This window comes from Chromobacterium haemolyticum DSM 19808 (assembly GCF_000711885.1).
GTDB classification, from domain to species: Bacteria; Pseudomonadota; Gammaproteobacteria; order Burkholderiales; family Chromobacteriaceae; genus Chromobacterium; species Chromobacterium haemolyticum.
In genome coordinates, this window is record NZ_JONK01000005.1 from 45,670 (window position 1) to 63,016 (window position 17,347).

General features: G+C 60.0%; 20 protein-coding genes and 1 pseudogene. 14 read left to right on the forward strand and 7 right to left on the reverse strand.

Annotated features, from left to right (window positions below):
- Window positions 1–85: 85 nt before the first annotated feature.
- The 3 genes and pseudogenes from BR71_RS23310 to coaBC all read right to left on the reverse strand — a co-directional run bounded on the left by BR71_RS23310 (window position 86) and on the right by coaBC (window position 3,310).
- The gene (locus tag BR71_RS23310; protein ID WP_081862540.1) at window positions 86–1,297 is read right to left on the reverse strand and encodes a tyrosine-type recombinase/integrase; all 1,212 of its coding nucleotides are present in this window, start codon (window positions 1,295–1,297) and stop codon (window positions 86–88) included.
- A gap of 525 nt (window positions 1,298–1,822) precedes the next feature.
- Window positions 1,823–2,077: pseudogene (locus BR71_RS03915) on the reverse strand (dCTP deaminase/dUTPase family protein); the annotation flags it as partial.
- A 48-nt stretch (window positions 2,078–2,125) separates the two neighbouring features.
- Window positions 2,126–3,310: a bifunctional phosphopantothenoylcysteine decarboxylase/phosphopantothenate--cysteine ligase CoaBC gene (gene coaBC, locus BR71_RS03920; protein ID WP_043632958.1), complete on the reverse strand. Its 1,185-nt coding sequence runs from the start codon at window positions 3,308–3,310 to the stop codon at window positions 2,126–2,128.
- 157 nt (window positions 3,311–3,467) lie between these two features.
- Between coaBC and radC the strand changes: the two genes are divergently transcribed.
- From radC to BR71_RS03950, 6 genes are all read left to right on the forward strand, one after another.
- Window positions 3,468–4,142: a RadC family protein gene (radC, locus tag BR71_RS03925; protein WP_043632960.1), complete on the forward strand. Its 675-nt coding sequence runs from the start codon at window positions 3,468–3,470 to the stop codon at window positions 4,140–4,142.
- Window positions 4,143–4,242: 100 nt separating this feature from the next.
- On the forward strand, window positions 4,243–4,494 hold the full coding sequence (locus BR71_RS03930; RefSeq protein WP_043632961.1) for a hypothetical protein: 252 nt from the start codon (window positions 4,243–4,245) through the stop codon (window positions 4,492–4,494).
- Window positions 4,495–4,649: 155 nt separating this feature from the next.
- Complete coding sequence (locus BR71_RS03935) at window positions 4,650–5,027, forward strand: oxidoreductase (protein WP_043632963.1); 378 nt, start codon at window positions 4,650–4,652, stop codon at window positions 5,025–5,027.
- A gap of 230 nt (window positions 5,028–5,257) precedes the next feature.
- Window positions 5,258–5,716: a DUF2844 domain-containing protein gene (locus BR71_RS03940; RefSeq protein ID WP_081862542.1), complete on the forward strand. Its 459-nt coding sequence runs from the start codon at window positions 5,258–5,260 to the stop codon at window positions 5,714–5,716.
- 16 nt (window positions 5,717–5,732) lie between these two features.
- Window positions 5,733–6,959 (forward strand): DUF3443 domain-containing protein, encoded by a 1,227-nt coding sequence (locus BR71_RS03945; protein WP_043632966.1) that lies wholly within the window; start codon window positions 5,733–5,735, stop codon window positions 6,957–6,959.
- A 189-nt stretch (window positions 6,960–7,148) separates the two neighbouring features.
- Window positions 7,149–7,712 (forward strand): flavin reductase family protein, encoded by a 564-nt coding sequence (locus tag BR71_RS03950; RefSeq protein ID WP_043632969.1) that lies wholly within the window; start codon window positions 7,149–7,151, stop codon window positions 7,710–7,712.
- A gap of 59 nt (window positions 7,713–7,771) precedes the next feature.
- Here BR71_RS03950 and tyrS read toward each other — a convergent pair whose 3' ends face one another.
- Complete coding sequence (gene tyrS / locus BR71_RS03955; RefSeq protein WP_043632972.1) at window positions 7,772–9,046, reverse strand: tyrosine--tRNA ligase; 1,275 nt, start codon at window positions 9,044–9,046, stop codon at window positions 7,772–7,774.
- Between the two features lie 287 nt (window positions 9,047–9,333).
- On the opposite strand from tyrS, the gene BR71_RS03960 reads away from it, so the two are divergent.
- Window positions 9,334–9,993 carry a cytochrome b/b6 domain-containing protein gene (locus BR71_RS03960; protein ID WP_043632977.1) on the forward strand — a complete coding sequence of 220 codons (660 nt, stop codon included), beginning with the start codon at window positions 9,334–9,336 and terminating at the stop codon, window positions 9,991–9,993.
- Between the two features lie 84 nt (window positions 9,994–10,077).
- Here BR71_RS03960 and BR71_RS03965 read toward each other — a convergent pair whose 3' ends face one another.
- Window positions 10,078–10,515 (reverse strand): c-type cytochrome, encoded by a 438-nt coding sequence (locus tag BR71_RS03965; RefSeq protein WP_043632980.1) that lies wholly within the window; start codon window positions 10,513–10,515, stop codon window positions 10,078–10,080.
- An 87-nt stretch (window positions 10,516–10,602) separates the two neighbouring features.
- Window positions 10,603–11,031, reverse strand: coding sequence for a c-type cytochrome (locus BR71_RS03970; protein WP_043632984.1), 429 nt, complete (start codon window positions 11,029–11,031; stop codon window positions 10,603–10,605).
- Between the two features lie 173 nt (window positions 11,032–11,204).
- On the opposite strand from BR71_RS03970, the gene BR71_RS03975 reads away from it, so the two are divergent.
- The 6 genes from BR71_RS03975 to BR71_RS03995 are packed head-to-tail and all read left to right on the forward strand — an operon-like array spanning window position 11,205 to window position 15,287.
- On the forward strand, window positions 11,205–11,639 hold the full coding sequence (locus BR71_RS03975) for a Fur family transcriptional regulator (protein WP_043632987.1): 435 nt from the start codon (window positions 11,205–11,207) through the stop codon (window positions 11,637–11,639).
- 20 nt (window positions 11,640–11,659) lie between these two features.
- Entirely contained in the window at window positions 11,660–12,577 is a 918-nt protein-coding gene (locus BR71_RS03980) for a CobW family GTP-binding protein (protein WP_043632999.1), read from the forward strand.
- On the forward strand, window positions 12,574–12,744 hold the full coding sequence (locus tag BR71_RS24025) for a hypothetical protein (RefSeq protein ID WP_156038807.1): 171 nt from the start codon (window positions 12,574–12,576) through the stop codon (window positions 12,742–12,744). Before BR71_RS03980 ends, BR71_RS24025 begins: the two co-directional genes overlap by 4 nt.
- Complete coding sequence (locus BR71_RS03985) at window positions 12,741–13,484, forward strand: metal ABC transporter ATP-binding protein (RefSeq protein WP_019101169.1); 744 nt, start codon at window positions 12,741–12,743, stop codon at window positions 13,482–13,484. Before BR71_RS24025 ends, BR71_RS03985 begins: the two co-directional genes overlap by 4 nt.
- On the forward strand, window positions 13,484–14,359 hold the full coding sequence (locus tag BR71_RS03990; protein WP_019101170.1) for a metal ABC transporter permease: 876 nt from the start codon (window positions 13,484–13,486) through the stop codon (window positions 14,357–14,359). Before BR71_RS03985 ends, BR71_RS03990 begins: the two co-directional genes overlap by 1 nt.
- A gap of 22 nt (window positions 14,360–14,381) precedes the next feature.
- On the forward strand, window positions 14,382–15,287 hold the full coding sequence (locus tag BR71_RS03995) for a metal ABC transporter solute-binding protein, Zn/Mn family (protein ID WP_043633003.1): 906 nt from the start codon (window positions 14,382–14,384) through the stop codon (window positions 15,285–15,287).
- Here the strand turns inward: BR71_RS03995 and BR71_RS04000 are convergent.
- Window positions 15,280–15,945 carry a sulfite exporter TauE/SafE family protein gene (locus BR71_RS04000; protein ID WP_043633006.1) on the reverse strand — a complete coding sequence of 222 codons (666 nt, stop codon included), beginning with the start codon at window positions 15,943–15,945 and terminating at the stop codon, window positions 15,280–15,282. The genes BR71_RS03995 and BR71_RS04000 overlap by 8 nt on opposite strands.
- Before the next feature lie 309 nt (window positions 15,946–16,254).
- Between BR71_RS04000 and BR71_RS04010 the strand changes: the two genes are divergently transcribed.
- Window positions 16,255–17,040, forward strand: a complete 786-nt coding sequence (locus BR71_RS04010; RefSeq protein WP_043633019.1) for an enoyl-CoA hydratase — start codon at window positions 16,255–16,257, stop codon at window positions 17,038–17,040.
- The last annotated feature ends 307 nt before the right edge of the window (window positions 17,041–17,347 follow it).

Here is a 17,347-nt window from a genome sequence, read left to right on the forward strand (position 1 = left end):
AGAGCTATTATTTTGATTGTGTTTTGAGTTGCTACTGTCAGTTGACGGGTAAGTCTGCTGTAGACTGGTTATTTGTATTAGCAGATTAGGTCATCATTTTTGTCCAATTTGTCAGGGCTTCTTCGACCATTTCTCGTGATTCGGGTGTGAACTCTAGGTATGTGAAAACTGTTTCGATGGATTTGTGACCAAGGAGCTTTTGAAGGGTGTGAAGAGGGTCGCCGATGAGCATTTCGTACTTATCAGCTCCAGAGCCTTCAATACTTGGCTTCCTCATCTGCACAATCTCGATGAGTGCAGAAAGCATGATGGTCGAGTAGATGTGGCGGCAGCCATGTGGTGTCAATTTGATTCCTGTTGCCTTGGATGCTTCTTGGAAGATGTCTTCAACCATACGTTTGGTTAGAGGACTTCCGCTCTCGGATAGAAACACCTTCGTCGGAACCATCTTTGAGCCGTGCTTCTTCACACTTTTTTCAACAGCAGCCTCTCGGTCTTCTTCCATATAAAATTGGATGGACCGGACGATACGCTTCGGTATTGGTACTGTTCGCTTCTTCTTACCTTTACCAACGACAGTAACTGGGACGACATTCCGTCCGACATATATAGATGAGTCAGGGTCGGGAATTGTGTAGATAGTTAGGCCTAATGCCTCGGAAATACGAAATCCGCTGCAGATAAGTAATTCAATAAGCGCAATGTTACGCTGAGAGTGTTCTTTTATAGCAAGAAAGGGACGCCAATGGTGTTTGAATTGATTAATGCTTATGAAATTAATTGGCTTGGGTGTGAACTTTATCAATAAGTCGCTGACTTTATTTTTCTCTCCGTGGTGACGAGAATGCGAAATTCGATATGAAAAAGGCAGCTCGGATATAAGCTTCTGTTTTAGCGCATATTCATACATATGTACCAGAACAATCTGAATGCGATTCCATGTGTTATCTTCCACCTTTTTTAGTGTGGTAGTGCCTAGCGTTTTTATTCTGTAGTAATCATTTAAATGTTCACTGCTCGCATTTAGCCACGGAATAGAGCGAGCATCTGAGAAGTCCAGATATTCAGCGGCAGTGTAGGCGTAGCTTTTCCACGTATTCGGGCTATCTCTTCGTGGAGCAATTAGATATCGGCAGAATCCGTTTAAGTGTTCATCGTAATTGAAGTCGTCGTCGAGAAAAAAAGGATGGCCATCCGGTATGCCCAGATTTCTTTGTATTTTTAGATACTCGTCACGCTCCCGCTTGGGAAGCGTATCGAATAGTTTTGACTCTAAAAAATGTAAGTTCGGCCGCATGATGAGACATCTCTTTCAGAAGATTTGTCTCACAATCTAAAGCACTGCGAACAGAAAGTGGAGTGATGCGGCGCTGTTTTTGAAATTTTCCCGCTGTGTATAGCGTGAAATATATTATTTGCAAAGTGATTTGTTGCAAAAATGACGCGGCTAATCTAATGGCTTGCGCAGATATATGTCGATACGCATCAACCGCGGGCCAATTTTTGAGCGCTACCTGGTTATGCCGCCTGGCTCAGAGAATTCGTCAGCTACCGGCTGCCCAGGTGTTTAGCAAGTATTCGAATGTGGAGAGGGGGATGCGTACAGCAAGCATGGTTACCATATTGGTCACAATAAACTATTTCTGCTTGTCTGTCATCGAGATGGCGTTCTCGAGCATTGCGTTTAGGCTCGAGGCTAATCGTTTACTGATACAGCTGAGACAGTTCTCATGGCTGCGTTAATAAACGAGAAAGGATTGAATTTATGCTTTGATTCAGCCTATTTGAGGCATTTGAGACAGGTATTTTAATTGCGCATAACCACCAGGTTGCCCAACACGATGCCGTGTTTGTGGCCAAGACCGGAGCGCGGTAGCAGCATGGCGGCCAGGTTGGGGTTGGCGATATGGATGGCCATGCCGGTGGGGATCAACTGGGTTTCGCCCGGAGCAATGGTGATGTCCTGCTCGATGGCTGCGCGCAGGTCAAGCCCGGCCGAACCCGGCGTCGCGTAGTTGGGCAGGTTTTGTTTCAGACGCGGGTCCAAAATCTTGACGTCGATGACGGGTTTTTTCATGAGAGTCCTTTCGTGTCGGCTGCGCGAGGCAGCCGCGGTGTCGATTGCTTATCGGTTTTGCGGCAACAGCTTGGCCAGGTGTTCGACAATGGCTCTGGCCACGTCCGGCTTGGGCATGCTGGGCAGGGAGTGAGGGCCGTCCCGGTCCAGCAGCACCACCTGATTGTCGTCGGCGCCCATGGCTTGCTGCGCCAAGTTGGCCACCAGCAGCGGCAGTTTCTTGCGCTGGCGCTTGGCTTCGGCGAACTCCAGCAGGTTCTGGCTTTCCGCCGCGAAGCCAACGCAGAACGGGGCGGCGGGCAGGGAAGCGACGGTGGCGAGAATGTCCGGGTTTTCCTCCAGCTCCAGGGTAGGCGGCGTGGCGCCTTTCTTGATCTTGTGGGCCGACGGGTTCTTGACCCGGTAATCGGCCACCGCCGCCACGGAAATGAAAATATCGCTTTGGCCCACTTCGGCCATCACCGCATCGTGCATTTGCCGGGCGCTGGCCGCATCGACGCGACGCATGCCCAGCGGGGCCTCCATGCCGGTGGGACCGGAGATCAGGGTGACTTCGGCGCCGGCGTCGCGGCAGGCGCGCGCCAGCGCGTAGCCCATCTTGCCAGAGCTGATGTTGGTGATGCCGCGCACCGTGTCTATGGCCTCGTAGCTGGGGCCGGCGGTGAGCAGAACCTTCTTCCCGGCCAGCACCTTGGCGCAGAAAAACCCTTCCAGCAATTCCGCGATCTCTTCCGGCTCCAGCATGCGACCTTCGCCGGTTTCGCCGCAGGCCTGGGCGCCGTTGGCTGGTCCGAAGACAGCGACGCCGTCGGCGCGCAACTGCGCCATATTGCGCTGATTGGGCGGATTGTCCCACATTTGCCGGTTCATCGCCGGCGCCACGATCAGCGGACAAGCGCGGGCGGCGGCCAGCGTGGACAGCAGGTCGTCGCAGGCACCATGGGCCAGCTTGAACAAGGTGTTGGCGGTGGCCGGCGCAATCAGGAAAACATCGGCGCGGCGCGATAGATCGATATGGGCCATTGCGTTGCTGGGCCGTTCGTCCCAGAGGTCGGTGTACACCGCGTGGCCGGACAAGGCCTGGAATGTGGCCGGGGTCACGAAGCGCGTGGCCGACGCCGTCATCACCACTTCCACGCTGTGGCCGGCTTTGACGAGAAGGCGGGTCAACTCCGCCGCCTTGTAGGCGGCGACGCCGCCGGTAATGCCTAGCAGAATTTTCTTGCTTGTCATGGGCTTGTCGCAACAGGCGGTAAATGTCCAATTTTAGCGGATTTCCACGGACTGAGCGCGCTGGCCGGCATGTGGCTTCGATGATATGGTAGGCCATGCTTCATCGCGTTTGGTCTGACCCCGAAAACAGTGCTATAGCCAGAGGAGGAGCGTGCAGATGTCTATCGCCCATTGGCCGGAGGCCGAGCGTCCCCGTGAAAAGCTGTTGGCCCAGGGGGCGGCCGCGCTGTCGGACTCGGAATTGCTCGCCATCTTTTTGCGTACCGGCATGCGGGGCCTGAGCGCGGTGGAGATGGCCAGACAGTTGATGCTGGACTTTGGCTCGCTGTCCGGCTTGCTCAACGCCAGTTTTGACGAGTTTCGGGCTCGCCGGGGTTTGGGCGCCGCCAAGTACGCGCAGTTGATGGCTTGCAAGGAGTTGGCGCAGCGGGCTTTGGCCGAGGACATGAGCCTGACGGACGCCTTGCGCAATCCTCGACAGGTGCGCGACTTCCTGAGGCTGGCGATTGCGGACAAGGACGTGGAGGTGTTCGTCGCCGTATTCCTGACTGTGCAGAATCGTGTGATAGCGGTAGAAGAGTTGTTTCGAGGCACCCTGACCGAAACCAGGGTCTATCCGCGCGAACTGGTGCGGCGGGCCCTGGCCAATAACGCGGCGGGGGTGATCATTGCTCATAACCATCCATCCGGCGTATGCGAACCATCCGCCGCCGATCATTCTCTAACCAATACATTAAAAGCTGCGCTGCAGTTGGTCGATATAAGGTTGCTGGATCACTTCGTCGTGACCGGCGCGCGGGCGGAATCCTTTGCCGAACGCGGCTGGCTGTAGGCGTTGAGACGTTGCGGGCAGCGCTCGTGGCGTCTGGAACCGGTGCCGCGTTTGCTGTCTTGTTGGACCTTGTCTCTCACCGCATCATTAGGAGGTCGCCATGAACATCCTGCGTCTGCTGAATGAGTCCGACTATATTCAGGTTAACAATCAGTTCGTGAAACCGGATTTCCACACGGCTTCCGAAGAGTTTTCCGATGACGACGATGTGGTGCTGGAAGCCAATCTGGATGGCCAGGAGTTGGTGTTGACCGTGGCGGATCTAGAGGAGGCGACGCCGCTGGCCGATGGCGGCTTTTGGCTGGAAGGCATTGGTTATTTGCGTTTCCTTTCACAGCAGAATCTGCATTGAGTTCATCCGAAGCGTCATGCTAACAGGCCCGGCGATGTCCGGGCCTGTTGCATTGTGGCGCCCCCCGCTGCTCCGCTTGATTTGGCTCAAATAGCGACCGGGGCGAAAGCTGTTACAGTGCGGTGTTTATTTGATAGTCATATTTGGGTGGCCGCATGGAACAGATCAAAGTTGGCATGATAGGCGCGGGTGAAACCGGAACGCCGCTGTTGCGGCAGTTGTTGGACGCGTCGTTTGTCGTAATGGTGGGCGTGGCGGACTTGAACCTGGATTCGCCGGGCATTCTGCTGGCCCAGCAACGCGGCATTTCCGTCACGGATAATTTCATCGAGTTGGCAGAGCAGGGCAGCAGCATCGACATCATCATCGACGTGACCGGCTCGCGCAAAGTGCGTGAGGACTTGCGCCGTTACATGCAGTTTTCCGGCAATACCCACACGGTGATCGTTCACGAACGCGTCGCCTTGCTGATGCTGTCCTTGGGCGCGGGCAAGCTGGTGACGACCCGGCATGACGATTCGCTGGCGTATTGATTGAGAAATCCAGGATTTGACTGGCGGGGCAGCTGGTTGAATTTTGAGGACGCTGGGGGGCTTTCGCCCCCCTTTTTTTATTCTCGGCGACTCCTCTCCGCAGCTCGATCGGGCTGCTCTTTCATGCTCAGGTGCTATATTTTGATGGCGGCGTTGACGCCGCGCATATTCTGAAGTCCCGGACAAAGCATCCGGGGGCGGCTGTAGTTTCCATTTGATGGGGGGTATTCATGCAGACGTCTTTCATGGCGGGGCCAGCCTTGTTGCTTGGCCTTAGCCTGTTCTCCGGCCCCGCCTTGGCCACTTTGGGGCAACCCTTGCCGGCGGGGCGCGCGGCTGCCGCTCCGCAAGCGCTAGCCTTGAAGGCTGGGTCGTCGGCGCTCTATTCCGTGGCGCAGAGCCGGGACGAGGCCGGCCGCCTCATCCGCGAGTTTGTTCGGCAGGCGGACGGCGTGGTGTTCGCGGTGACGTGGCAGGGCGCGTTGCTGCCGGACATGAGGCAGCTGCTTGGCGACTACTTTTCCAGTTATGTTTCCTCTCAACAGTCCAATCGGGCGGGGCTTAATCGCTTGGAGGGGCGAAAGGCGGGGCTGACGGTGATCTCCGGCGGGCGCGCTCGCGCTTTCTTTGGTCTGGCTTATGTCCCCGCGCTGGTGCCGGTGGGACTCGACATCGATCAACTCAAGTAATTGGGGCGGGGGCGAGATGAAACAGGCTATCTTGTGGCTGGGGATGATGTGTGCGCTGCTGTTGACGGCGTGCGGAGGTGGCGGCGGCGGGGTTGGCGGCATCGCGCCGCCGGACAATGGCGGGTCAACGGCCAATTCGGTGACGATGACGATAGACAGCGGCCCGGTGCCCAATGTCTATCAGATCAATATCCCTTATGTCTCGGTGACGGTGTGCGCCCCTGGTGGCGGTCAATGCCAGACGATTAGCCGGGTGTTGGTGGATACCGGCTCCAGCGGTTTGCGTTTGTTGGCCAGCGCAATGAGCGGATCGACATTGGGCAGCCTGCCCGGGGTAACGACGAATAGCCGGCAATTGGCAGAGTGCATGCAATTCGCTAGCGGTTTCACCTGGGGCAGCGTCCGCTACGCCGACGTTAAAATGGGGGGTAAGACGGCCCCTTCCTTGCCTGTCCAGATCATCGGCGATCCGGCCTATGGTTCCATCCCCGGCGCCTGCAGCGGGGTGGGGAACAATTTGGGCAGCCTGTCGGCGTTGGGAGCCAACGGTATTCTCGGTGTCGGCCTGAGGCAGCAGGATTGCGGCAGCAACTGCGCTAGCAGTAGCAATAACGGCTATTACTACGCCTGCCCCACTGCCTTGACTTGTCAGCCGGCCCAGGCGGCCGCCGCTTTACAGGTATCCCATCCCGTGGCTGGTTTCGCCAGCGACAATAACGGAGTGATGCTGCAATTGCCGGCGGTGGCGATCAGCGGCGCCCCCAGCGCCACCGGGACGCTGTATTTCGGCGTGGGAACCCAGAGCAACAACGCTTTGGGGTCGGCCAAGGCCTTCCCCACCACGCTGGACGGCAATGGCGTGGACGCGATCACGACCAGCTATAAATCGCTCAGCTACAGCAGCTTTCTGGATAGCGGCTCCAATGGGCTGTTTTTCCCCGATGCCACGATCGCCACCTGCGTGGTGGGGAGCGGTACCTGGTTCTGCCCCGGCGGCATCTTGAACCTCAACGCCAGCTTGAGCGGCGGCGGCAACAGCAGCGCGGTGGCCTTCAATCTGGGCAATGCAGGAACGCTGTTGTCGCAAGGTTATTCCGCGCTGCCGGCGGTAGGCATGCCGGCCAGCGGTTTTCTTGGCAGCTACTTTGACTGGGGTTTGCCCTTCTTTTACGGCCGCAACGTGTATATCGGCCTGGAAGGAAAGAGCAATCCGCTAGGCAGCGGGCCGATGTTCCTGTTTTAGTAAGGATTTGCGGGATTCTTGCAACGCAATATAAAGCGTCCTATATCTGGATAGTCATCTCGATGACTTCTCCTTTGTTGAAATTAGCAATCTGTACGCCCGGCGAGCGCCGGGCTTTTTTTATCCGCGTCGGATGGCTAACGGCACCTTCGGCTAGAATAGCCGCTTCATGTTTTCTCGAGTATGCCCATGTCTCGTTTGCTCGCAGTCGATCTGGCGAAATCCTATCGTTTATTGAACCATGGTCCCACTGTCTTGGTGTCCTGCGCGGCCGGGGAGCGCAGCAATGTGATGGCGGCGGCCTGGGCCATGCCGCTGGATTTTGATCCGCCCAAGGTGGCGGTCGTCATCGACAAGGCAACTTACTCTCGGGAGCTGATCGAGGCTTCGGGCGAGTTTGTGCTCAACGTGCCTTGCCGCGCTCAGGCCGCGGAGGTGCTGCGCGCCGGCGGCGCCGACGGCAGGCGGGTGGACAAGTTTGCGCACAGCGGCCTGAGCCGGCTTCCTTCGCTGCGGGTGGGCGCGCCGCGCGTGGATGGCTGCATCGCCTATCTGGAGTGCAGAGTAATCAGCGAACCGGAAAATCAGTCCCGCTATGATCTGTTCATCGGAGAAGTGGTGGCGGCGGAGGCGGACGCGGAGGTGTTCGCCGATGGCCATTGGCGCTTCGACGACGACGCCAAGCGCAGCTTGCACTATATTGCCGGCGGCGCTTTTTTTGCGACCGGGGAGGCTTTCGAGGTGGAAAAATAAGGTTCCGACGATAAAAAAGCGGCCGTCATGGCCGCTTTCGTTTGATGCGAGTGCTGCGCTCAGCGCCATTCCACCAGCGCGTAATTCTTCTTGCCGCGCTTGAGCAGAGTGTAGCGGCCAAACAGGCGTTCCGCGTCGCTGAAGCGCTGCTCCAGGCTGTCGGCTTTGTCGCCGTTGACGCTGACCGCGCCGCTCTGGATGAAGGTGCGCGCCTCGCTCTTGGATTTGGCTAGGCCGCCGGCGGCCAGCGCGTCGATCAGGCTGTCGGCGTCGCGTTCAAGCAGGATGCTGGGCAGGCCGTCCTGAGCCAGTTGAGCGAAATCGTCGGCGGTGAGGCTGCTCAGGTCATTGTTGAACAGACTTTGAGTGATGCGCTGTGCCGCCTCCAGCGCTGCGGCGCCGTGCACCATGGCCGTCATCTGTTCGCCCAGGATGCGTTGCGCTTCCGGCTTGCCGTCGCGCGCCTGGTCGGCGGCTTCGATCGCGGCGATTTCTTCCAGCGACAGGAAGGTGAAGTAGCGCAGGAATTTGTACACGTCGGCGTCGGCGGTGCCCAGCCAGAACTGATAGAAGGCGTACGGCGATGTCTTTTTGGCGTCCAGCCAGATGGTGCCGGATTCGGTCTTGCCGAACTTTGTGCCGTCGGATTTCGTCACCAGCGGCACAGTCAGGCCGAATACCTGCTGTTGTTGCAGGCGGCGGGTGAGGTCGATGCCGGCGGTGATATTGCCCCACTGGTCGGAGCCGCCGATCTGCAGCTTGCAGCCGAAGCGGCGGTTCAACTCGGCGAAGTCATAGCCTTGCAGCAGGCTGTACGAGAACTCGGTGAAGGAGATGCCCTGGTCTTCGCGGTTGATGCGTTGCTGCACCGATTCTTTCTTGATCATTGCGTTGACCGAGAAATGTTTGCCGATGTCGCGCAGGAAATCCAGCGTGTTCATTTGGCCGAACCAGTCGTAGTTATTGGCCATCAAGGCGGCGTTGTCGCCTTCGAAACTGAGGAAGGGCTCGACTTGGCCGCGGATCTTCTCCACCCAGCCCTGGATCACGTCCGGCGTGTTCAGTTTGCGCTCGGCGGCTTTGAAGCTGGGGTCGCCTATCATGCCGGTTGCGCCGCCCACCAGCGCTACCGGGCGATGGCCGGCCTGCTGGAAGCGACGCAGCATCAGCACCGGCACCAGATGGCCCAAGTGCAAGCTGTCGGCGGTAGGGTCGAAGCCGCAATAAAGGGTCACCTGCTCCTTGCTCAGAAGTTCTTCCAGCGCAACGGCGTCCGTGGTTTGCGCAATCAGGCCGCGGGCCTGCAGATCCTGAATCAGGGGGGCATGGTTCATTTATCGGGTCTCCAACAAGGTGATGCGCGGCAATGGCGGGATGAGGGCGCCGCCGCAAAAAGTTAGGCCGCCCGTTGGCGGGCGGCGTAGCCGGACTCGCCAAGCGAGCCCAATCAAGGATATTAACCGAAAACCAGTGGTTTTTGCCCCCTTTTTGTCGGTAGAATTCGGGTAAAACCCCATTTGGGTTAGGGTTTGTCAGTCCGGCACGGTAATATCATGTTGCAATGCACTAACTCAGGTAATGCTTGGGCGGACGGATTTTGGATACACGGAGTGAAGGCGCGATGACGCAATTGGTAAAAGTGTGGGATGTTCCCACTCGCTTGTTTCACTGGGCGCTGGTGATTCTGTTCTGCGGCATGTGGTATAGCGGCGAGCAGGGCGGAGATTGGCTGCAATACCATATCTGGTGCGGTTCCGCCCTCGCCAGCCTGCTGCTGTTTCGTTTGATCTGGGGCGTGATAGGGAGCCAGACCGCGCGTTTCGACAATTTCATCAAGGGGCCGCGCAGCATTGTCCGCTATTTGCGCGGCGAGCTGACCGAGAACGAGCAGCCGGGCCACAACCCTTTGGGCGGCCTGATGGTGTTGGCGATGTTGTTGGCCTTGCTGGCTCAGGTGAGCACCGGCCTGTTCGCCGCCGATGTCGACAGCTATCTGTACGACGGCCCGTTGGCCAAGCTGCTGAGCGGCGATGCGGCCGAAGCCGCCACCTCGTTCCACAAGGGCTTCTTCAATGTGATCCTGGGGCTGGTCGGCCTGCACTTGCTGGCCATCATCGCTTACCGCTTGTTCAAGAAGAACAATCTGGTGAAGGCGATGATCACCGGCAACAAAGCCATCGCCGGCGATGTGCCGCGTCTGGAGTTCGCGCCGGCCATCATCGCGCTGGTGGCCTTGCTGGTGTCCAGCGGCGGTATTTATGTGCTGTTGACGCGTTTGTGAGCGCAAGGCGCGGAGCGCTGTCCGCGTCGCGTAGGCAGGCAAGAAAAAGGGCGGTCAACACCGCCCTTTTTTCGTGGGCGCGATTTATTTCTCCGGGCCGCGGAAGGCGTCGTGACAGGACTTGCAGCTTTGCGCCACCGCGCCGTAGTTTTTCTTGATGGCGGCGAGGTCGCCGCCTCGGGCGGCCTGTCTCAGGTCGGCCACGGCTTTGAGGAAGGCGTCCTTGTCGGCCTGGAACTTGGCGGGCTGGCTCCAGATTTCCGGCTTGGCTCGGCTTTTGCCGCTGATGCTGTTGGCGGGGAAGTGATTGAAGGGCTCGGCCGCGATCAGATTCAAGGCGTCCGCCTGACGGATGAAGGCGTCTTTCTGGTACGGATCGCGCCCACGCACCACCGCGCCCATGGGTTCGAAGGCCAGCAATACTTTCTTGAAGGATTTGGTGCGTGTTTCGGCCGGCGTGTCGGCCAGCGCCAGCGGCGCCGCGATGGCGCCCAACAGCAATACGGTCAGCAGTTTTTTCATTCCGGGGTCTTCGAGGTGGAGTCTGACTGCGGATAGGCAAGCAAACAGCCCGCTGGCGAGCGGGCTGCGGGGACCGACGCGAAGGATTTAGTCCTTGCGGAAGGCGTCGTGACAGGCCTTACAGGTCTTCTGGGTGGCGCCGAACTGTACCTTGATTGCGCCCAGATCGCCGCCGGCGGCTACTTGCTTCAGTTTGGCGGTGGCGGCTTTGTGGTTGTCGATGGCTTTTTGCCATTCGGCGGGCTTGCTCCAGATTTCCGGCTTGGCGTCGGTCTTGCCGGTCCCGCTGCCCGCCGGGAAATGCTGCCACGGTTTTTGGGACAGAGCTTCCAGCTCACCGGCCAGCTTGGCGAACTCATCCTTGTTATAGGGTGTTTCGCCCTTCACCATCTTGCCCATGCCGCCAACCACCGGTTTGTATTGCTTGAAGACGTCTTTGCGCTGAGCAATCGGATCGGCGGCAAAGGCCTGGCCGGCGAGAGTGGTGGCAAGGGCGAGCATCAACAGCTTTTTCATGTCATTTCCTTATTATGAGCAATGGGTGGTAAGCCATAAGCCTATCATGGGCATTCTGGGGCACAAAGCTACCATGATTGGCGGGCACGATAAACCGATGAATGATTAAACCTTGTGAATTTGAGATGTTATACAGTAACATTGTGCTCTGATTAAACAAGCGGGTGTCCGGCATGGACCATCAAGCCTATCTGGCCGCGGCGGAGCGGCATTGTGAACGGCGCGGCAGCAAGCTGACCGCGTTGCGCCGTCAGGTGCTGGAGCTGGTGCTGCGTTACAGCGGGGTGGTCAAGGCTTATCAGGTCCTGGCGGATCTGCAGCAGGAGCGCGGCGCCGCCGCGCCGCCCACCGTGTATCGCGCGCTGGATTTCCTGGTGGAACACGGCCTGCTGCACAAGGTGGACGCCTTGAACGGCTTCATCGTCTGCGATCACTTCGAATGCCAGCATGAAGGGCTGATCCTTGTCTGCGGCGACTGCGGCCAGGTACAGGAAATCGACGCCGCGCCGGCCTTGAGCGCGTTGCGCTTGGCCGCGCAGGCGGCGGCCTTTTCCTTGTGCCCGCAAAACCTGGTGTTGACGGGGCGTTGCCAGTCCTGCAGCGCCTGAATCCACGAATTCCCTAATCCATGAAAAAAACCATAGTCAACTTGTTCACCGGTTTCCTCGGGGTGGGCAAGACCACGGCGTTGCGCCATTTGATCGAGCATCGTCCCGCGCATGAGAAGTGGGCGATCATCGTCAACGAGTTCGGCGAGGTCGGCATAGACGGCGCGGCCCTGAGCCAGGACGAACTGGCGGTGGCGGAAATCGCCGGCGGCTGCCTGTGCTGCGTGGCCGGTCCGCAGATGACCGCCACGGTGGCGACCCTGTTGCGCCGCGAACGCCCCGACCGCTTGTTGATTGAGGCCAGCGGCCTGGCGCACGCGGCCGGCGTCATCGACGAATTGCGCGCCAAGCCCTTGGGCGAGGCGCTGGAGGTGGGCGCGGTACTCACTCTGGTGGACCCCCGCCAGTTCATTCAGCCTGATTACCACCGTCAGCCGCTGTACCGAGACCAGATTTCCATTGCCGACGTGTTGGTGGCCAACAAGATCGACACGGCCGACGTGCCGACGATGGAGGCTTTCCGTCAACAGGCGGGGGCCTTGTTTCCGCCCAAGTCGCTGGTGGGCGAAGTGCGCAACGGCGAACTGGATCCGGCTTGGCTGGATGCCGCCGCCGCACCCAAGCCGCGTTACCGGCCGGCTGTGCCGGACGACGCCGCTGCCCAATGGCGCTCGATGGGCTGGACTTTCGAGCCGGAGCAGGCTTTTGACGGAGAGAAACTGACCCGCTTTTTCGATGCGCTGCCGACCTTGGTGCCAGGCCTGGTGCGCGCCAAGGGCGTGTTCAAGGTGCTGGACAGCTGGGTGTGGCTGAACTGGGCAGCGGGGCAGTGGGGCGCGGCCCAGGTGTCCTGGCGGCGCGACAGCCGTTTTGAACTGATTGCCGAGGATTTCGACGCCGCCGCGATTGAGGGCAGGTTGCGGGAGTGCTTCGAATGACGTCTAAACATCAACATCCGCGTGCGCACCGGCATCTGACGCCGGCCAATTTCAAGCCGCCGTTCAGCCTGCTGGCGATGTCGGCCTGGCAACGGCTGGGTCTGGCCGGCGCCGCGCTGGCGGTCTTATGGGTTCTGGTGATCTGGGCTTTGAGGGAGGCGGCATGAGCGTCAGTCTGCGGAACCTGACCGTTTCTTATCAGCGCCACCCGGCGGTGCACCATGTCAGCGGCAGTTTCGTCGCAGGAGACGCCACCGCGATTTTCGGTCCCAACGGCGCCGGCAAGAGCACCTTGCTCAAGGCCATGATAGGCGCTTTGACGCCGGATTCCGGTTCGGTGCAGCTGGACGGTTTTCAGCGTCGCGACATCGCCTATCTGCCTCAGCAGTCTGAGATCGACCGTTCTTTGCCGGTCAGCGTGCTGGACTTGGTATGCACCGGCCTGTGGCACGATACCGGCGTGTTAGGCGGCGTTAGCCGTCGCGGCCGCGATCAGGCCTTGCTGGCCTTGGAGCAGGTGGGCCTGGCCGATTTCGCGCTGCGGCCCATCTCGGCGCTGTCCAGCGGCCAGTTCCAGCGCGTGTTGTTCGCCCGCATTCTGGTTCAGGATGCGCGCCTGATCCTGCTGGACGAGCCGTTCAACGCGGTGGACGCCAAGACCACCTACGACTTGCTGGAGCTGGTGCGCCATTGGCGGGAAGAAGGCCGTACCGTGGTGGCGGTGTTGCATGATTACGAGCAGGTGCGCGCTTATTTCCCGCACACCTTGTTGTTGGCGCGCGAAGTGGTGGCCTGGGGCGATACCGCCGAAGTGCTGTGCGACGCCAATTTGAAACGCGCGGTGGACACCGCCGCGCATTGGCAATCCCAGGCTGCGGTCTGCGAAGTGGATGGAGCGCAAGCCTGATGTCGCATTTATACGATTTACTGGTGTCGCCGTTTGCCGAATTCGCCTTTATGCGCCGAGCGCTTATCGGTTGTCTGGCCCTGGCCCTGGGCAGTGGCCCGATCGGCCTGTTTCTGGTGATGCGGCGCATGAGCCTGATGGGCGATGCGATGAGCCATGCCGTGCTGCCCGGCGCCGCGGTGGGCTTCATGATGGCGGGCCTCAGCCTGCCGGCCATGAGCCTGGGCGGTTTCTTCGCCGGGGTGCTGGTGGCGCTGCTGGCTGGCCTGGCCACGCGTTTCACCAGCATCAAGGAGGATGCCAGCTTCGCCGCCTTCTACCTGCTGTCCTTGTCCATCGGGGTATTGCTGGTGTCGCGCGGCGGCAGCAATGTGGACTTGATGCATATCTTGTTTGGTTCTGTGCTGGCGGTGGACGATGCGGCCCTGTTTCTGGTGGCCGGCGTGGCATCCTTCACCTTGTTGGCGCTGGCCTTGATCTACCGCCCCCTGCTGCTGGAAAGCCTGGACCCGGTCTACCTGCGCGCCGTGGGCGCGCGCGGGGGGTTGTGGCACATGTTGTTCCTGATGCTGGTGGTGCTGAACCTGGTGGCGGGTTTCCAGGCGCTGGGCACCTTGATGGCGGTGGGACTGATGATGCTGCCGGCGATCACCGCCCGCTTGTGGACCGAGCGCATCGAGGCCTTGCTTGGCTTGTCGGTGGCCATTGCCTTTCTGGCCGGCTTGGGCGGCCTATTGCTGTCCTATCATTTCGAATTGCCCTCCGGGCCGGCCATCATTCTGCTGGCGGGCCTGGTCTATCTGTTGTCGCTGCTATTGGCGCCGGTGGGCGGGGCTTTGCCGCGTTACATCCGCGCCCGGCATCTGGAATCCTGAACCCTTGATAAGGAAGTCGCCGATGAAGAAATCAATCATGGCCCTGTTGTTGCTGGGCCTGCCCTTGTCCGCCTGGGCCAAGTTGCCGGTGGTCGCCAGCTTCAGCATTGTGGCCGATATGACGCGGGAAATCGGCGGGGATCGCGTCGAGGTGTCCTCGCTGGTAGGGCCGGATCAGGACGCCCATGTGTTCCAGCCGTCGCCGGCTGACGTCAAGAAAGTGGCGGGCGCCAAGCTGCTGGTCACCAACGGCCTGGGCATGGAGGGCTGGATGGTGCGGCTGAGCAAGGCCGCTCATTTCAAAGGCGTGCAAGTGGAGGCGGGCAAGGGCATCAAGACTCGCGAAGCGGAGGACGAGGATCATCATGGACATGATCACGGCCATGCCGGGCATGACCATGGAGCCATCGATCCGCACGCCTGGCACGATCCCAAGCGCGTGCTGACTTACATTCGCAACATCGAGGCCGGCCTGAGCCAGGCGGATCCTGCGGGCAAGCAGGAATACGCCCGCCGCGCCGCCGAGTACGCGGCCAAGGTGAAGGAAATGGACGCTTGGGCGGCCAAGGCCTTCGCCGCCGTGCCGGCTGCCAAGCGAAAGATGCTGACCTCGCACGACGCCTTCGCTTACCTGGGCGAGCGTTACCACCTGCAAGTGTTGGCCATTCAGGGGGTGAGCACCGAGTCCGAGGCATCGGCCAAGGCGGTGGCGCGTCTGGTGCGCCAAGTGCGGCAGGAGAAAGTGTCGGCGGTGTTCATCGAGAACATGACCGACAAGCGTCTGTTGGAGCAGTTGTCGCGCGAGGCCAAGGTGACGATAGGCGGCAAGCTGTACGCCGACGCGCTGTCCGGCCCGTCCGGCCCTGCGCCCAGCTACTTGGCGATGTTCCGCTACAATGTTGACACCATTCTGAAGTCGTTTAAATAAGCGCTCGCAGCAACTGCCAGGCGCCGATGCCCGCAACGACCAGTCCCGCCGTGAGGCGGACTGGTCGTTGTTGCATCCAGCGGCGCAGGCTGTCGGCAAAGGCGCCCATCAGTAAGAGATTGGGCAAGGAGCCGAGGCCGAAGGCCAACATGGCCAGCGCGCCGCCGGATGCGCTGCCGGTGGCCAGCGCCGACAGCGAAGCGCTGTAGACCAACCCACAGGGCAGCCAGCCCCAGACCATGCCGGCCAGCAAAGCCGATTGCGGCGAGCGGACCGGCAGCAGGCGTCCCAGCAGCGGCTGCAAGCGCCGCCAGATCGGCACGCCCAAGCGCTCGATCAGATTGACCGCTCCGGACAGGCCGGCCAGGTAGAGGCCCATGGCCACCAGCATCAGGTTGGCCAACAGCGCCAACGCCAGTTGAAGGCCGCGGATGTCCAGCAGGGCAAGGCCGGTGGCGGCCAGGCCGCCCAGCAGCGCGCCGATCAGCGCGTAGCTGCCGATGCGCCCCAGATTGTAGGCCAGCATGATGCGCCAGCGGCCGGTTTCGGGGGGCAGATTCAGTGTTAGCGCGGCGACGATGCCGCCGCACATGCCCATGCAGTGACCGCCGCCCAGCAAGCCCGCCAGAAACAATATCCACCCGCTCGTTTCAATCATGCCGCAACCTGTCTCAGAAAGCTCTATGGTAACAGAGTGGCGGCTTGGGCTTGCGCGCGCGGCGGTCATATTTGCTTTTGGCATTTATTGCCTTTATCAAAATATTACTTGGCATCCGCTTAAAGAAAGTTATAAAAAAAATGATGGTCTTGCTGATCGACTACTGGTCAAAAGGTCAGTTTGCAATGAGAATGCTGCTTTGGCTTCGGACCTATGCGCAATGGGTCCCCCGCTAAGGATCCAGGCGCTCGACCTGGTCAAAACATATGCATAAGCGATGTAATCCATGGGGATAGAGTGAGGAAAAATATGGCCAAGTATCTGACACTTGAGCGGCTGGGCCAGTCAGCGATCGTGACTCTCAAAAACGCGCCGGCGAATCTGCTGACCACGGAGAGCCTGAATGAGCTGGCTACGACGATGCGGTCGCTGGATGCGGATCCGGCTGTGCGTTCGGTGGTGCTGACCGGGGCGGGCGACGCGTTTTTTTCCGCCGGCGCCGATTTGAAGCAATTCGCTTCCGGCGATGTGGCCGAGGCCGACAAGGTATTCGACGCCTTCGCCGGTGCCTTGCGCAGTTTGCAGCAATACCGCGGCGTTACCGTGGCCGCGATCAACGGCTATGCTTTGGGCGGTGGATTGGAGTTGGCGCTGGGCTGTGATTACATGGTAGCCGAGCGCGGAGCCAGGCTCGGGTTGCCAGAGGCCAAGGTGGGCATCATTCCGGCGGCGGGCGGCACCAAGACGCTGGCGGACAAGGTGGGCGTCTCCTGGGCCAAGCGCATCATCCTGGGCGGCGAAGTGGTGACGGCCGAGAAGGCCTTGACCATCGGGCTGATCGAGGAGGTGGTGGATCAAGGCTTCGCCAAAATCGTGGCGATCAGCCTGGCCAACAAGGTGGCGAACCAAGCGCCGGGCGCGGTGGCCGCGGCTCGTCGTCTGATCGAGGAGAGCGGCAACCTGACGCTGGCCCAGCATCTGGAGCGCGAGCGCGCCGCGGTGCGTCAATTGATAGGCGGCGCGGAGCAGATCGAGGGCGTCAATGCCTTCATCGCCAAGCGCAGCCCCAGTTGGGTCGAGTCCGGCGATGATTGAACATCGCGCATCCCATGCAAAACCGCCTGTCGCCGTTTCGGCCGCAGGCGGTTTGTTTTGGTGCTCCGCTCGCGCGGTGTCAGTTGTAGCCTGAGAGATAGCTGACCTTGTCGTTGTTTGCGCGTCCGCTCCATTCCAGCTTGTCTCCCGCCTTGCCGCCGCCAAGCGGATACTGCGCCCAAAGGGCCTGCTAATGGATCCGGGGGCGCCGCCGGGGGAGCCGAACAGCAAGGCTCCCACCGTTTGCCGTCATTCGCTGAACCATGCCGGCATGTCGAATGGCTTGTAGGCGGCGATATAAGGTTCA

Bases quoted from the DNA above. Each gene is read 5' to 3' on its own strand.
- BR71_RS03935 (WP_043632963.1), top strand. From the start codon at position 4,650: ATGGAACAGATCAAAGTTGGCATGATAGGCGCGGGTGAAACCGGAACG.
- coaBC (WP_043632958.1), bottom strand. From the start codon at position 3,310: ATGACAAGCAAGAAAATTCTGCTAGGCATTACCGGCGGCGTCGCCGCC.
- radC (WP_043632960.1), top strand. From the start codon at position 3,468: ATGTCTATCGCCCATTGGCCGGAGGCCGAGCGTCCCCGTGAAAAGCTG.
- BR71_RS03940 (WP_081862542.1), top strand. From the start codon at position 5,258: ATGCAGACGTCTTTCATGGCGGGGCCAGCCTTGTTGCTTGGCCTTAGC.
- BR71_RS03930 (WP_043632961.1), top strand. From the start codon at position 4,243: ATGAACATCCTGCGTCTGCTGAATGAGTCCGACTATATTCAGGTTAAC.
- BR71_RS03980 (WP_043632999.1), top strand. From the start codon at position 11,660: ATGAAAAAAACCATAGTCAACTTGTTCACCGGTTTCCTCGGGGTGGGC.
- BR71_RS03960 (WP_043632977.1), top strand. From the start codon at position 9,334: ATGACGCAATTGGTAAAAGTGTGGGATGTTCCCACTCGCTTGTTTCAC.
- tyrS (WP_043632972.1), bottom strand. From the start codon at position 9,046: ATGAACCATGCCCCCCTGATTCAGGATCTGCAGGCCCGCGGCCTGATT.
- BR71_RS03945 (WP_043632966.1), top strand. From the start codon at position 5,733: ATGAAACAGGCTATCTTGTGGCTGGGGATGATGTGTGCGCTGCTGTTG.
- BR71_RS24025 (WP_156038807.1), top strand. From the start codon at position 12,574: ATGACGTCTAAACATCAACATCCGCGTGCGCACCGGCATCTGACGCCG.
- BR71_RS04000 (WP_043633006.1), bottom strand. From the start codon at position 15,945: ATGATTGAAACGAGCGGGTGGATATTGTTTCTGGCGGGCTTGCTGGGC.
- BR71_RS03995 (WP_043633003.1), top strand. From the start codon at position 14,382: ATGAAGAAATCAATCATGGCCCTGTTGTTGCTGGGCCTGCCCTTGTCC.
- BR71_RS23310 (WP_081862540.1), bottom strand. From the start codon at position 1,297: ATGCGGCCGAACTTACATTTTTTAGAGTCAAAACTATTCGATACGCTT.
- BR71_RS03965 (WP_043632980.1), bottom strand. From the start codon at position 10,515: ATGAAAAAACTGCTGACCGTATTGCTGTTGGGCGCCATCGCGGCGCCG.
- BR71_RS04010 (WP_043633019.1), top strand. From the start codon at position 16,255: ATGGCCAAGTATCTGACACTTGAGCGGCTGGGCCAGTCAGCGATCGTG.
- BR71_RS03970 (WP_043632984.1), bottom strand. From the start codon at position 11,031: ATGAAAAAGCTGTTGATGCTCGCCCTTGCCACCACTCTCGCCGGCCAG.
- BR71_RS03985 (WP_019101169.1), top strand. From the start codon at position 12,741: ATGAGCGTCAGTCTGCGGAACCTGACCGTTTCTTATCAGCGCCACCCG.
- BR71_RS03975 (WP_043632987.1), top strand. From the start codon at position 11,205: ATGGACCATCAAGCCTATCTGGCCGCGGCGGAGCGGCATTGTGAACGG.
- BR71_RS03990 (WP_019101170.1), top strand. From the start codon at position 13,484: ATGTCGCATTTATACGATTTACTGGTGTCGCCGTTTGCCGAATTCGCC.
- BR71_RS03950 (WP_043632969.1), top strand. From the start codon at position 7,149: ATGTCTCGTTTGCTCGCAGTCGATCTGGCGAAATCCTATCGTTTATTG.